Raw genomic sequence first — 14,418 nt, forward strand, 5'->3', positions numbered from 1 at the left:
TTACTTTTTATATTTCTGTGTTCTGGCATCATTGATAATACCTTTCCAGTTTAATCCAAAACCAAAATCATAAGTATTTCCTTCGCTGTCTTTATGCGGGGTTAAATCGAACGGAACATCTTCCTGTTGTAATTCAACAGTTTTCATATTAGCCGGCATCTGAACTGGCAGCAAACCTGATGGCTCCGTTTTACCTGAAATAATATCGAGAACAGCCTGCGTTGATACACCGAAATTGAGTACGATACCATTCACCTGTTTTTCAAACTCATTAAAAATCATCGGTTTTGATGCCGTTACAGAAACGATTACAGGCTTACCTTTCATCATTTCCCTGGTATCGAGAATTGTTCTTAAATCCATTGTATTCGCAGCCGTAACTGTTTTGCCTTTGTACGAACGGTCTTTAATCGTTGGGTCGATAACCGGGTCGCCAGCTGCAATGCTCTTTTCCCTGGCATTTTCTGCAGTGTATGTGCCATATTGCAAAGAAATCGGTACATAACCATTACTTCCGGCAGTTCTGTCATTAATGTCGTAACCACCTTCGGTACTTTGCGGGCTCGATACAAAAACCAAAGCAAAATCTGCCTGATCAGGATTTTCGGTTACGTTATAATATTTTTTAACCAACTCGATATTAACGGGGTAATCTAATTTAGCAGCCGAATAAACTCCCCACCAGTCTTTTGTTGGTGCAGAATATATTTTTGGCACATAAACCGTTTGCTTCTCTTTGAGCGGAAGAACGTTAGCCTTGTTTTTAAGCAAAACAACTGATTTTAACTGAGCATCGTAACCCGCTTTCATAAACTCTGCATTCCCTACAATTGCCTTAGTTTCCTCTACATTTAAGTAAGGATTTTCGAAAAGGCCGACCCGAAAAATATTTTTAAGCAGGCGAACTGCTGATCGTTCAAAACGTGCCCGCATAAACTTTTCACCAAATTCTTTTACACCCATCTGGTAAGCTTCGAGAACTGGTTTTTTATCGTTATTCCCACCAAACTGATCAACACCGGCCATCAAAACTTTGTAATGCCTTTCTGCAATCGTTAATGCTTCAGCACCCCAGGGTTTACCTGCAAAAAGATTGGGTGTTTTGCCCTCATCACCGGTAACCAGCCAATCTGTACATACCACGCCATCATAACCATACTTATCACGGAGCAAATCGGTAATAATATATTTGCTATAACCATTAGCTAAATTTTCATTATATTTTTTATCCTGATCGAATGTGATGGTGTAATAAGGCATAACCGCTGATGCCTTACCCGTTTTTCCAGCCAGTTTGAATGCTCCATTTACAAACGGATTGATGTGCTGTTGAAGGTTATTGCCTGGGTAAACAGTAAACTTTCCATAAGCCCAGTGTCCGTCTCTTCCGCCTTCTTCGGCACCACCACTCGGCCAGTGCTTAACCATGGCATTAACACTTTTATAGCCCCAGCCATCTTTAATTTCGTCTTTTCCGTAGGATGTTTGAAAACCATCGATATAGGCACGACCCATATCAGTTGTTAATAAAGGACTTTCCCCAAAGGTCATCGAAATGCGGTACCAGCGTGGCTCACTTCCTAAATCAATCTGGGGCGATAGTGCCGTTGCAATACCTAAGGCCCTGTATTCTTTGGCTGCAATTTGCCCAAATTGTTCTACAATTTTAGGGTCAAATGTAGCGGCCATCGCCAATCCATCGGGCCACATTGAAATTTTACCTCCTGCGCCAGCATTAAATTCGCTGGTTGCCAAAGCAGTATGGCGAGGATCGGAACTGTTATTTGCCGGAATACCCAAACCAATTCCTTCTACAAAAGCTTGTGCATTATTATTCCATATTGCGGCAATTTCCGGACTTTCGACACTTGTAATTAGTACGTGACGGAGATTATCATCCTTTAAAAATAATTTCTGCTGGTCGGTTAAATCGGAGGCTTTAGCCTTGCTTTCGGGAAAGACTTTACCATCGTATGTACCCATGTTATATCCTGCGACACCTGCCGGTAAAGCCTGGTGTCGGCTGTAAAGCATTAAGCCTGCAATTTGTTCAACCGACATTTTTGTGGCTAAATCTTTGGCTCTTTCATCAGCTGATAAGCGCCAGTCTTCGTATTTGTCCAGCTTACCATTTTTGTTTAAATCTTTAAATTTTAAGCCACTAACCGTTAAAATTTTTACACCAGAAGCTGATGAATAACCAAGCGATGCGCCATGGTTATTCTTTACTATAGTGAATTGTTGTGCACTTAAAGTAAAACTTCCCAAAAGGGTAAGGGCAAGGGTTGTTGTAATTTTCTTCATTTTATTTGGTTAGAATTTGAAATTCAGAGAAGCTTCAACCGTAAATGGGCGGATATAAGAGCCCACTAAAAGCTGATTGTAATAAGCAGATGCATCAGTGATTAGCTCAGCGCCATTAATCGTTCCTTTTGCACCGGTTTGATTAAGAAAGTTTACTGCAGTTAAACCAATATCGAAATGTTTATTGATTTTATAATTAACGCCACCAAAAGTTTCCCAACGGGCTGCGAAATAAAGTGCATTTGTCAGATTGGCAAATTGCTTGCTGAAATAACGGAAGCTCGCCCATACTTTAAAGTCTTTGTAAGTATAACTAGGGTCAATTTCCATCAACACTTTGGAAATTTCAAGTACATTTTTGTTATCATAAGAGTAACTATTACCAAAATCATTGAAGTTATAATTCTTGTAAATCGGATTCTGAAAGGTAACCAGGTAGTGCAGGTTAAAACCTTTAAACGGATTGGTTACGATATCAGTTGTCCAGCCCAGCGTTTGGATATCGTAATTAACAGTTGTTACTTCTGCCTCACTGGCGTTATTCGGGTTTACCAGGTTTAAACGCGAAAAATAGTTGTTCCGGGTTAGATAGGTAGCCTGAGAAACGATGCTAAACTTATCGTGGTTATAATAAACACCAAAAGCAGCTAAAGGGCTTCTGGTTTTTCCCAAGTTTGGAACTGTTGCCGCTGAATAGCTTTCCAGTTGTCCGTTATTTTCGGCATAGGTAAAATCGGCAAGTAAGCCTAGTTTATTGGTAATTTTGTAAACAGCATTTACCGAACCGCCTAAATGAAACCAGTTATTTGTAAAGTAAGTCTTCTGACTTGGGTCGAAAACAAAGCCATCTGTTCTGGCAGTTTGATAATAACTTCCATCAACACGATGATACCTCAGGTTAATGCCATAATTTAAAGAGAAATTCTTTGATACTTCCCAGTTATCAGAAAAGTAGGTCGAAATTTTATTTTCATAGCCATCGTGATATTCACCGCCAACATTGTAATTGTAAAAACCATCTGCATCGGTATTTGAAGTTCCTCCCGGTGTATTACGAACCAGTTTTTCAGGATTCGCAGAAACCGTTTGATAATAAAAAGAACGGCTTGAAGTATAGTTATCTACATTGTAGTAATATTCGGTAAGACCAACTCTTAAATCATGCTTATTTACTTTTTTTGTCAATTCGAATCTCGAAAGTATAGTCGTGGTAGGTACTTTAGGCGTAGATAAGGCCAGCATCGAATTTACGTTTCCGGTATAAGCCTGTCCGGTTGATGCATAAGAAAATCCATCGGCGGCACCTGCCTGTAGAATGCCAATAGGAATGTTGGTGAGTAAAGTTGCCTCTGCACGGCGGAATCGGGTAGAAAAATTAAATTTCCAGTCGTTCTTTAACTGATAGTTACCTAAAACGTCAAAACTATGTGATGTGGAAGCGGCATCGTTATTACCTTCATTTTTATAAGAATATTGTCCGGTTTGAATATCCTTGAACTTAAGGATACCATCGTTTATGATGTACGAATCACGACCAATCCGGAAGTTATCCAGTTCCTGGACCTGTCCGTTTTCTTTGTATTGAAAAACCGCATAATTGGTTAAAGAAATCGACTTGGCATATTTATAAAGGAAACTGATTTCCCCTTTGTTGTTGTTGAAACGTTTTGTTAGGCCAGCCCGATAAATCTGCGTTTTGTCTGAGTAATTTGAAAACTGAACATCAAAAGAGTTTGGGTCATAGTTCTGGTAAACTCCTGCCACATAAGACCATCCTTTTGCAATCGGGCCCGAAACATTAATATCGGCTTTTAGCCAACCATAGTGACTGCCTGATAAGTTACCCACAGCCTCAAATTTTTCCGTTCCTAGTTTAGTATAAGAGTTAACTGCAAAGCCTAAATCACCTGTGGTAATTACAGATTCGCCAATTTTTAACAAGCCGGTTTTCGCCAGACTTACACTTTGTCTCCAGGTTCTGTTTGGCAGTTCTGGCCAGAAAAAATAAACCACGGGTAAATTGTTTTCCTGTATTGTTATTCCACCCACAGTAGATGGCAAACCGATATTTACATCTCTTGGGCCTGTATTATTTGCTGCATTCAGCATTACATTACGGTTATCTTCTTCTTTTTTTTCTGCAACTTTTTTTTGAGGGATAGAATCTCTTTTAACGGGCTCCTGGGCAATAGCAGGAATACTAAACGCTGTAATAATTGCCAGCAAAATCTTTTTTTGGATGCTCATAACGAATAATTAGGTATCGGATTATTAAAAATTAATGGAAGCATAGAAATTTTACCTGCAAAATGATTGGTTAGAAATTCCGGCAATTTTTTCATTGCTTCTTTATGAAGCAATATTAAGATGTTTAAATAAGAAAAACAAATTATTAATTTAGGTGTCCTAAAAACATTACCTTAAGAAGATGATTATTCAAGAGATTCAAGATGCCAGTTCGGAGTTATGGAGTAAGGCTTTGCCTCATATATCTATTGATTGTGTTGTTTTTGGTTTCCATAAAAACAGTTTAAATGTTTTAATGCTAAAACTAAAAGGAGAAGAAAACTGGATGCTTCCGGGTGGTTACGTGAATAAAAACGAATCACTTGATGCCGCCGCGGAACGTATTTTATTTGAAAGGAGCGGTGCCGATAAGATTTTCTTAAATGTTTTTGGTGTATTTGGAAATACCAACCGCTCGGAAGGTTATTTTGTAGATTACCCTGATGATTTGTGGCACAAACAGCGTTTTATAACACTTGGCTATTATGCCCTTGTCGATCATACACAGGTTACTCCTGTAGCAGATGCTTATTCCGATTCCTGTGAGTGGATTTCAATTGATAACATTCCGAACACAGTGATGGACCATGCAGAAATATTAAAAAAGGCCCTTGCAACGCTTCGCGAACAAATCAGCTACAAACCAATAGGTTACAACCTCCTTCCCGAAACTTTTACCATGCCCGAGCTACAGGCTTTGTATGAGACTATATTGGGGCAGAAATTAAATAGAGGTAATTTTTATCGTAAGATAATGCGTTACAACATTCTGGTTAAGCTCGATGAATCAAGAAAAGGGGGGGCACATAAAGCGCCCAACCTATATCGTTTTGATGAAACTAATTATAAAAAAGCACTGAATGAATTTAGCTGGTAGCTATCAGTTAATAAGATTGATAATTTCTAATGTGCTTTCATTTCCTGTCCGGTCAATAGCGCTTACAGCTATAGCTTGTAAGTCTTGTTTAATTGTTTTTGCCGCATCAGCAAAATTAGATTTTGGGACTTGCAAAAACCTGCTTTTATAGTTAAGGATGTTGTAATTCCATTTGCCGCCATAATTGGTATAAACGATATATTTAAAATCATCACGTTTATTTACCGGTTTCCATTTTATGTATAAATCGGTATCTCTGTTTTCTGTTTCTACCTTCGGCGATAAAGGTTTTTCGTTATCAAGCCATGGCGATGCCGGAACAAGAGCTTCATCTTTATAAGGTCCTTTCAATAAATCGTTACGCAGGCTTTCGTGTGTTAACAGGGCCGCAATGCTCCAATGTGCTGCACCTGGCGATTTTGGTAAAATACCACGGGTAATCATTATTTGATTGATAATTTCATCGCTGTTTTTTTCACCTCCGCCAATACCACTGTTCATGCCTGGCCAAAGATGTCGTTGCTTGGTATTTTCAGATTGCCACCAGCCCAGTAAAACCGGAAAACTCTGCGGAATATTGTTCACCTGCCAATATAACTGCGGCATAAAATAGTCTATCCAGCCTTCGTTTAACCATAGTTTTGCATCGGCATAAAGTTTATCATACTGGTCGAAGCCTTTAATCGATTCTGGAAAACCTGGCCTCCATATCCCAAAAGGACTGATTCCAAATTTAACATACTTTTTTTCAGCTTTAATGGTTTGGTAAATCCGTTGGATGAATACATTAACCTGTTCCCTTCGCCAATCGCCTTTGGCTAATTTACCACCCGTTTTCTGGTAATCGGCATAGCTTGTTGAGTCCGGGAAATCTTCACCTCCATTATACTCCGCATAAGGATAGAAATAATCGTCGAAATGAACACCATCAATATCATATCGTTTAACAATATCTTTAACAACTTCTGCAGATAAATCCTGGGTTCCTTTTTTTGACGGGTCGAGCCACCAGTAACCCTGTTTTAGTTTATAAACCAATTCCGGATGTTTTTTTACCACAGATAAATCAGACGGTTGACCGCCAGAAATGTGGTGCGCCCGGTAGGGGTTAAGCCAAACATGTAGCTCCAGCCCACGTTCGTGAGCAGCCTCAATCCAAAATTCCAAGGGGTCGTAATAGGGTTTTGGGGCCTGGCCCTGTACACCTGTTAAAAAATAAGACCATGGTTCCAGGCTACTTTTGTATAAAGCATCGGCCTGCGGTCTTATCTGAAAAATTACTGCATTAAAATTGTTTTTCTTAAGCATGTCAAGTAAAGCAATTGCTTCATCCTGTTGTTGTTGGGTAGATAAACCTGGTTTACTTGGCCAGTTAATATTGGCAACACTGGCAACCCATGCAGCCCTGAATTCACGCTGCGGTTTAGGGATTTCTGGCAGAATACTTTGCTGGGCGCTAAGCTTAAAGGTTAAACAAATTAATAATAAGGGCAGTAATATTTTATATTTCATGGTGTACAATGTTAAATAAACTTAAACCATTTGTATTTTAATAATGCGAATATTTTAAAATTTTTACAGCTTAATAAAAAAGGCCGGAACACCACATTCCGGCCTAACCAAACTAAAAACTAAAAATTTACTTTGTATTTCTCGATTTTAATGTTTCTATTTCACGTTTTAATTGTTCTATTTGCTGTTGTTGCTCTTTAATACTGCCAACTAAAAGCGGGATTAAGCTTTCATAATCAAAAGTAGCTATTGTAGCAGATCTGAATGCATTTTTACCACTAGGATAATCTTTTGCCTGTTGTTTAACCAGAGATGGCAGAACTTTTTGCACATCTGCGGCCACAAAACCCATTTGAGGCTTGTTTGATAATTTTAATTTTTCAGCCCATTTTTCATCATAATTAAAACTTACTGGTTGTAGTTGAGATACCAGGGAAATCGAATTATTTATTGGTTGGACATTTGTTTGCGCCACTTCCTGGGCATTGATTTTTAATGATGCGGATATTAAAAATACCGCAAATGTTAATGAAATTGCTCGTTTCATATGATTATAGAATTATAAAGTACAAATGATGTTTTCGGTTATTACCGAAAAAAATGATTTAGAAGGGATATTATGCTTCTAAAGCGGGAGGAGGTGTTAAAACTTCGGGAAAATAAGATGATAAAAAGTTATGCTCAGGTAGCACTATCTTTTTATCCAACTGAACAGGTGTTTTTAAAACAGCAGAAATTATTGAAACAGTATTAAAATATTCATGTTCAATTTTCTTTTCTTCTTTTTCAGTAGAATCCTGGTTATCGATGCTATAGGCTATATTTTTAACCGAATTTATAACTACAGATATTACCCCACTTGTTTTGAACAATAGTGCTATTGCAAAACAATATAAAAGGACATATTTTAAAATACCTGCTTTCATTGTTCTCAAATATACAGCTCTTTTTATGGAAACTGCAGATTGTCAGTTATATTTCTGTCAGAATTCGCTCCATTTCTGTTGTAACAATCGCGATATCCGCAGCGCTTGTTCTCCAGTTTACGAAAGCTGCACGAATACCTTTTTTTCCATTGTAAAAAGTTGGCGTCATGAATACCTTTCCTGTTGAATTTAAACTGTTAAGGAAGCCGGTAGCCAAAGTTTCGTCTTTTAAGGAAAAACAAACGGTGTTTAGCCTGACTGGTGCAAGCAACTCAAAAGTCTCACTGGAGTTTATAAAATCGGCAAAAAGTAGTGCCATTTCAACATTGCTGTTTACAATTTCTTCGTAGCCAGATTTACCATAACTCTTTAAAGTAAACCATGCTGGCAAGGCTTTTAACCTGCGGGAGTTTTCAGGCAGGAAATTCAGGTAGCTGAAATTTTCCATCGGATTACCCAAATAAGCAGCGTTGGCATTTTGAAAGGTTTCAACCTCTAAGGTTACGTGTTTCTCTTTAACAAAAAACACTGCACTTTCATACGGAACATTTAACCACTTATGGCAATCAACCGTAATGCTGTCGGCATTTTCCCATCCTTTAACTAAATGGTTATATTTTGAAGAGCACGCAGCGAAACCGCCAAATGCAGCATCGATGTGCCACCAGAAATTATGTTTTTCTTTCAATTTGTTAATGGCTTCAAAATCATCAAAATCGACCGTATTCACCGTTCCGGCACTTGAGATTAAAATGAACGGCTCGCCATTGAGTGCTTTTATTTTTGCTGTCAAATCTTCAATATCCAAGGCTTCGCGATTACCCTGAAGTACATTAACCTGGATAAAATTTTTACTGCCCAAACCCAGCATCGAAAGCGATTTTATTGCCGAGGAATGCGGCGTGGCAGAAAGAATATTTACATTTCCGCTAATCCCCTCCCGGGCAAAGTCCTTTCCCGATTGTTTGCCAATCCACTGCCTTGCAATAGCTAAACAGGTGAAATTTGATAAGGTAGCGCCTGTAACAAAACCTCCAAAAAAGTCTTTCGGCAAGTTAAAAAGCGACAATAATAACTGAATGGTTTCCAGTTCTATTAATGCCGAAACATCGCCGTTCCCTTTCGAAGATTGTGTGTTCTGGTCATAAATGCTTGCCAACCAATCGCCTGCAATGGCTGCGGGTGTGGTTCCACCTGTAACAAAGCCCCAATACCTTGGCCCTGATGATGCTACTATTAAAGGCTCGAACCGGGTATTGAATTGTGCCAGTGCCTCGGATGTACCTAAACCTGCTTCATTTAAAACCCCATTGATTTCATTGTCATTTTGATTTGAGGTAGGTCTTTCATGAATATTATTTAAATAATCAATTCCCTGGTTTTTTACTTTTTCAAGTATTTCTTCAAGATTGCGGTTATCGTTATTTAAATGGTTCATGATTATTTATTAACTGAGTAAAAGCTAAAACTGACTTGATTAAAATATTGCCTTTGCAATTGTTTTGGTTTGCTCGGGTTTGCCCATGGTGTAAAAGTGTAATACAGGAACTCCAAAATCCATAAGCTCTTTACATTGCTTAATCATGGCTTCGGTACCAATTTCTTTTGCTTCAGCATTATTTTTTGCATGCGACAAGGCATCGGTTAATTCTTCAGGTAAATCGATATGAAAAATTTTAGGGAGTACGTTTAGCTGGCTAAGTGTACTGATGGGTTTCAAGCCGGGGATAATCGGAACATGAATATCATTTTCGCGGCACTTTTTAACGAAATCGAAATATTTCTGGTTATCAAAAAACATTTGTGTTACAATAAACTCAGCACCCATATCTACCTTTTTCTTCAAATATTTAAAATCGGCATTCAGGTTTGGTGCTTCGAAATGTTTTTCCGGGTATCCGGCAACGCCGATACAGAAATCGCTTTTGAAAGTTTCTATATCCTCATGAAGGAATTTTCCGTTATTATGATTCTTGATGTGTTCGATTAAGTCAGTTGCATAACTATGACCGCCTTTGGTTGGAACAAATGAGTTATCTGCTGCACGGGCATCGCCTCTCAAAGCCAGCACATTATCAATTCCTAGAAACTGTAAATCAATTAATGCATTTTCCGTTTCTTCTTTGGTAAATCCACCACAAATTAAATGCGGAACGGCATCAATTTTATATTTATGAATAATTGCAGCACAAATGGCAATTGTACCCGGACGTTTACGATAAGAAACTTTTTGTAATAATCCGTTTTCCTGTTCTTTGTAAATGTAATCTTCTCTTAAGGAGGTTACGTCAATAAAAGGGGGATTAAATTCCAGCAAAGGGTCAATTGCATCGTAAATCCATTGAATACTTTGCCCTTTTATTGGCGGTAAAAGTTCGAATGAGAATAAGGTTTTACCCTTGGCGTTTTTAATATGGTCTGTTATTTTCATAACCCAAAAGGGGCTTTTAGTTTGGTTCGTTAAATATTAATATGCAAGATTAGGACTCAGCCAGCGTTCTGCTTCCTCAATGCTCATACCTTTTCTATTTGCATAATCTTCAATCTGGTCTTTTGTAATTTTGCCTAAACCAAAGTATCTTGATTCAGGATGTGCAAAATAAAAACCACTTACAGCTGCTGTTGGGTACATCGCATAACTTTCGGTAAGGTGTAAACCAATCTGGTTTTCTGCATCAAGTAAATTAAACAGCGTACCTTTCTCGGTATGTTCCGGGCATGCAGGGTAACCTGGAGCCGGACGGATTCCTGCATATTCTTCTTTGATTAGTTCCTGGTTACTTAAGTTTTCATCTTTAGCATATCCCCAGTATTCTTTTCGAACACGCTCATGCATGCGTTCCGCAAAGGCTTCAGCAAGCCTGTCGGCAAGGGCTTTAGCCATAATGCTATTGTAATCATCATGGTTTTTTTCAAACTCATCAACAAGCTCATCAATCCCAATCCCTGCAGTTACAGCGAAACCACCGAAATAATCCTGAATACCTGATGCTGTCGGTGCAATAAAATCCGATAACGCATAATAAGGCTGTCCATCAACTTTTTCTGCCTGCTGGCGAAGCGTATGAATAACAGTTTGCGATTGTAGATTCGAAACCGAAGAGGAACTTTCTGGTCCATTTTCCATTTTACCTTTTACATTCAAAACGATATCATCGCCAACACTGTTAGCAGGCCAGAAACCAATTACACCTCTTGCGGTTAATAACTTTTCATCAAGGATACGCTTCAGTAATGCTTGTGCGTCATCAAAAAGTTTTCTGGCTTCATCACCAACATTTTTATCATCGAATATTTTAGGATAACTACCACGAAGTTCCCAGGTATGGAAAAATGGTGTCCAGTCGATATAAGGAACCAGTTCTTCTAATGGATAGTTGTCGAAAACCTTTGTTCCGGTAAACTCAGGAACAGGAAGATGCTTATCAAAATCTATTTTAAATTTATTTGCCCTTGCTTCTTCAATTGTTTTAAAGCGCTTATCTGAGCGTTTGTTTAAGTGCGCTTCACGTGCTTTTTCATATTCAGCCTTAATGCCTGCAATATATTCATCCCTTGTTTCTGGGTTCATTAAAGTACTGCATACGGTAACACTTCGAGAAGCATCCAAAACATGTATTGCGGCACCAGAATAGTTAGGTGCAACTTTAACGGCAGCGTGAATTCGCGACGTGGTAGCACCACCAATAATTAAGGGAATAGTAAAACCTTCGCGTTCCATTTCTTTGGCAAAGTGTACCATTTCATCAAGCGATGGAGTAATAAGGCCACTTAAACCAATTATATCGGCATTGATTTCTTTTGCTTTTTTAATGATGTCCTGGGCAGGAACCATAACACCCATATCAACAATTTCGAAATTGTTGCAAGCCAAAACCACGCCAACAATATTTTTTCCGATGTCATGAACATCACCCTTAACCGTTGCCATTAAAACTTTGCCTGCCGAAGAATTCTGATCCTGGTCTGGGTTATCCAGTTTTTCCTGTTCAATAAATGGTAAAAGATATGCAACGGCTTTTTTCATTACCCTGGCCGATTTAACAACCTGGGGAAGGAACATTTTCCCGGCACCAAATAAATCGCCCACGATATTCATACCGTCCATTAATGGCCCTTCAATTACCTGAATGGGCCTTGCATATTTCTGACGGGCTTCTTCAACATCGTCATCTAAATACTCAACAAGGCCTTTAACTAATGAATGAGATAAACGTTCTTCAACTGTACCTTTTCGCCATTCTTCATCTTTTACAACCTCTTTTCCTTTCGATTTTACGGTATCAGCATATTCAACCAGGCGTTCGGTTGCATCATCGCGACGGTTGAGCAATACATCTTCAACACGTTCTAAAAGTTCGGGCGGGATTTCCTGGTAAACTTCCAGCATACCTGCATTTACGATTCCCATATCCAAACCCGCACCAATTGCATGGTAAAGGAATGCCGAGTGCATCGCTTCGCGAACAACATTATTTCCCCTGAAAGAGAAGGAAATATTAGAAACACCACCGCTTACTTTAGCATGCGGGAGGTTTTCTTTAATCCAGCGTGTTGCATTTATAAAATCAACAGCATAATTATTATGCTCCTCCAATCCGGTAGCTACGGTTAGTATATTTGGGTCGAAAATAATATCTTCTGCAGGGAAACCTATTTCATGAACCAGTATGTCGTAACTTCTTTTACAAATTTCTATTCTGCGTTCGTAATTGTCAGCTTGTCCATGTTCATCAAAAGCCATTACCACAACCGCTGCGCCATACTGCATAATTTTACGGGCGCTTTCGCGAAACTTATCTTCACCTTCCTTAAGGGATATGGAGTTTACAATACCCTTTCCCTGAAGACACTTTAAGCCATTTTCGATAACCGACCATTTCGACGAATCGACCATGATTGGAAGTTTTGCGATATCTGGTTCGGAAGCGATAAGGTTTAAGAATTTGGTCATTGCAGCTTCTGAGTCAAGCATTCCCTCATCCATGTTTACATCGATTACCTGGGCACCGCCTTCAACCTGTTGCAAGGCCACGGCAAGCGCAGCTTCATAATCGCCGCCAAGAATTAGTTTTGAGAATTTTGGCGAACCTGTAATATTCGTTCTTTCACCAACGTTTACGAAAATACTTTCAGGGGTAATGGTAACAGGCTCCAGTCCGCTCAGGCGCATGTAAGGTTCTATTTTTGGCAGTTTCCTTGGTGCAGCTTTCCTGGCATTTTTAGCAATACAACCAATATGATCTGGTGTGGTACCACAACAACCACCAACAATATTTACAAAACCCGAAGCAATAAAATCATCAACAAGGTGGGCTGTTTCGTGCGGTTGCTCATCGTAAGCCCCAAACTCGTTAGGTAAACCTGCATTTGGATAGGCAGAAACATAACAACCTGCTTTTGCTGCAAGTTCCTCGATATGTGGCCTCATTTCTTTGGCGCCTAGAGCACAATTAAAACCAATACTTAGAGGTTTTGCATGCATTACAGAATTTAAAAAAGCCTCTGCTGTTTGACCAGATAATGTTCTCCCTGAAGCATCGGTAATGGTTCCCGAAATCATGATTTCGAGTTTACGGCCAATTACTTCTTCATATTTTTTTATGGCAACAATAGCCACTTTAGCATTTAAAGTATCGAAAATGGTTTCAATCAGTAAAACATCCGAACCACCATCAACAAGGCCTCTTACCTGTTCGTAATAAGCAGTTTCCAGCTCATCAAAATATACAGCCCTGAAACCAGGGTCGTTTACATTTGGCGACATTGAAAGCGTACGGTTGGTTGGGCCAATTGCACCGGCAACAAAGCATTTCCTGTCGGGATTAGCAGCCATAAATTCATTTACAGCCTCTTTTGCTACACGGGCACCTTCAAAGCTCAGCTCATAGGAAAGATCTTCCATCTGGTAATCGGCCATCGAGATGCGTTGCGTACTAAAGGTATTGGTTTCGATGATATCGGCACCAGAATTCAGGTATTCTAAATGTATAGCCTTAATAATATCGGGACGTATGATGTTCAGCAAATCATTATTGCCTTTAACATCACAAGGGTGATTTTTAAAACGCTCTCCTCTAAAATCCTCTTCGGTTAATGTATAGCGCTGAATCATAGTGCCCATCGCACCATCAATCACCAAAATACGTTTTTCTAATTCTTCTCTAATGCTCATTTGACATGGAAAATGTGAGATGCAAAATGGAATTAAAAGACATGTTTTACATCTTCCATTAAACATTTTACATCTAAAAAATAGCTTATTTTAAAAGTTGGCACAGATTGTACACTTCAAACTTATCTTCTCTCGCCACTGCTGAGATTAGAATTTAGCACCTTGTGTGAGCACAGGTTGCTAAGACATCGTTGGGTCTAATCCCTCCGTCTTTCTTAATAAGCATACAAAAATGCAACAAAGCTACATCAATTCCAAAAAATATCGCTTTGTGCCAAATAAAATTACAAAGGCCACGCAAAACTGCATGGCCTTAAAAATATTGTTCTGTTTAGCGG

Annotated in this window: 9 protein-coding genes and 1 riboswitch; of the genes, 1 reads left to right on the plus strand and 8 read right to left on the minus strand. The window is 39.0% G+C overall.

Going from position 1 to position 14,418, the window contains the following annotated elements:
- Window positions 1-2,304: a glycoside hydrolase family 3 protein gene (locus tag R2R71_RS17075; RefSeq protein ID WP_316832484.1), complete on the minus strand. Its 2,304-nt coding sequence runs from the start codon at window positions 2,302-2,304 to the stop codon at window positions 1-3.
- Window positions 2,305-2,313: 9 nt separating this feature from the next.
- On the minus strand, window positions 2,314-4,551 hold the full coding sequence (locus R2R71_RS17080; protein ID WP_316832485.1) for a hypothetical protein: 2,238 nt from the start codon (window positions 4,549-4,551) through the stop codon (window positions 2,314-2,316).
- 181 nt (window positions 4,552-4,732) lie between these two features.
- On the opposite strand from R2R71_RS17080, the gene R2R71_RS17085 reads away from it, so the two are divergent.
- Window positions 4,733-5,467, plus strand: a complete 735-nt coding sequence (locus R2R71_RS17085; RefSeq protein WP_316832486.1) for an NUDIX hydrolase — start codon at window positions 4,733-4,735, stop codon at window positions 5,465-5,467.
- Between the two features lie 3 nt (window positions 5,468-5,470).
- On the opposite strand, the gene R2R71_RS17090 is transcribed toward R2R71_RS17085, so the two are convergent.
- From R2R71_RS17090 to metH, 6 genes are all read right to left on the minus strand, one after another.
- Entirely contained in the window at window positions 5,471-6,979 is a 1,509-nt protein-coding gene (locus R2R71_RS17090) for a glycoside hydrolase family 10 protein (RefSeq protein WP_316832487.1), read from the minus strand.
- Between the two features lie 127 nt (window positions 6,980-7,106).
- Window positions 7,107-7,526, minus strand: coding sequence for a tail fiber domain-containing protein (locus tag R2R71_RS17095; protein ID WP_316832488.1), 420 nt, complete (start codon window positions 7,524-7,526; stop codon window positions 7,107-7,109).
- Between the two features lie 70 nt (window positions 7,527-7,596).
- Window positions 7,597-7,905, minus strand: coding sequence for a hypothetical protein (locus R2R71_RS17100; RefSeq protein WP_316832489.1), 309 nt, complete (start codon window positions 7,903-7,905; stop codon window positions 7,597-7,599).
- Between the two features lie 46 nt (window positions 7,906-7,951).
- Window positions 7,952-9,343 carry a pyridoxal phosphate-dependent decarboxylase family protein gene (locus R2R71_RS17105; protein ID WP_316832490.1) on the minus strand — a complete coding sequence of 464 codons (1,392 nt, stop codon included), beginning with the start codon at window positions 9,341-9,343 and terminating at the stop codon, window positions 7,952-7,954.
- Between the two features lie 39 nt (window positions 9,344-9,382).
- Window positions 9,383-10,336 carry a methylenetetrahydrofolate reductase [NAD(P)H] gene (metF, locus tag R2R71_RS17110; protein ID WP_316832491.1) on the minus strand — a complete coding sequence of 318 codons (954 nt, stop codon included), beginning with the start codon at window positions 10,334-10,336 and terminating at the stop codon, window positions 9,383-9,385.
- Between the two features lie 36 nt (window positions 10,337-10,372).
- A complete protein-coding gene (gene metH / locus R2R71_RS17115) occupies window positions 10,373-14,080 on the minus strand; it encodes a methionine synthase (protein ID WP_316832492.1) in 3,708 nt (1,235 codons plus the stop codon).
- 119 nt (window positions 14,081-14,199) lie between these two features.
- A riboswitch (SAM riboswitch) is annotated at window positions 14,200-14,305 on the minus strand.
- Window positions 14,306-14,418 lie beyond the last annotated feature (113 nt).

The organism is Pedobacter aquatilis (genome assembly GCF_032678405.1).
In the GTDB taxonomy this organism is placed as follows: domain Bacteria; phylum Bacteroidota; class Bacteroidia; order Sphingobacteriales; family Sphingobacteriaceae; genus Pedobacter; species Pedobacter aquatilis_A.

Excerpts from the sequence above, each read along its gene's own strand:
- R2R71_RS17075 (WP_316832484.1), bottom strand. The coding sequence starts at position 2,304 with ATGAAGAAAATTACAACAACCCTTGCCCTTACCCTTTTGGGAAGTTTT.
- R2R71_RS17080 (WP_316832485.1), bottom strand. The coding sequence starts at position 4,551 with ATGAGCATCCAAAAAAAGATTTTGCTGGCAATTATTACAGCGTTTAGT.
- R2R71_RS17085 (WP_316832486.1), top strand. The coding sequence starts at position 4,733 with ATGATTATTCAAGAGATTCAAGATGCCAGTTCGGAGTTATGGAGTAAG.
- R2R71_RS17090 (WP_316832487.1), bottom strand. The coding sequence starts at position 6,979 with ATGAAATATAAAATATTACTGCCCTTATTATTAATTTGTTTAACCTTT.
- R2R71_RS17095 (WP_316832488.1), bottom strand. The coding sequence starts at position 7,526 with ATGAAACGAGCAATTTCATTAACATTTGCGGTATTTTTAATATCCGCA.
- R2R71_RS17100 (WP_316832489.1), bottom strand. The coding sequence starts at position 7,905 with ATGAAAGCAGGTATTTTAAAATATGTCCTTTTATATTGTTTTGCAATA.
- R2R71_RS17105 (WP_316832490.1), bottom strand. The coding sequence starts at position 9,343 with ATGAACCATTTAAATAACGATAACCGCAATCTTGAAGAAATACTTGAA.
- metF (WP_316832491.1), bottom strand. The coding sequence starts at position 10,336 with ATGAAAATAACAGACCATATTAAAAACGCCAAGGGTAAAACCTTATTC.
- metH (WP_316832492.1), bottom strand. The coding sequence starts at position 14,080 with ATGAGCATTAGAGAAGAATTAGAAAAACGTATTTTGGTGATTGATGGT.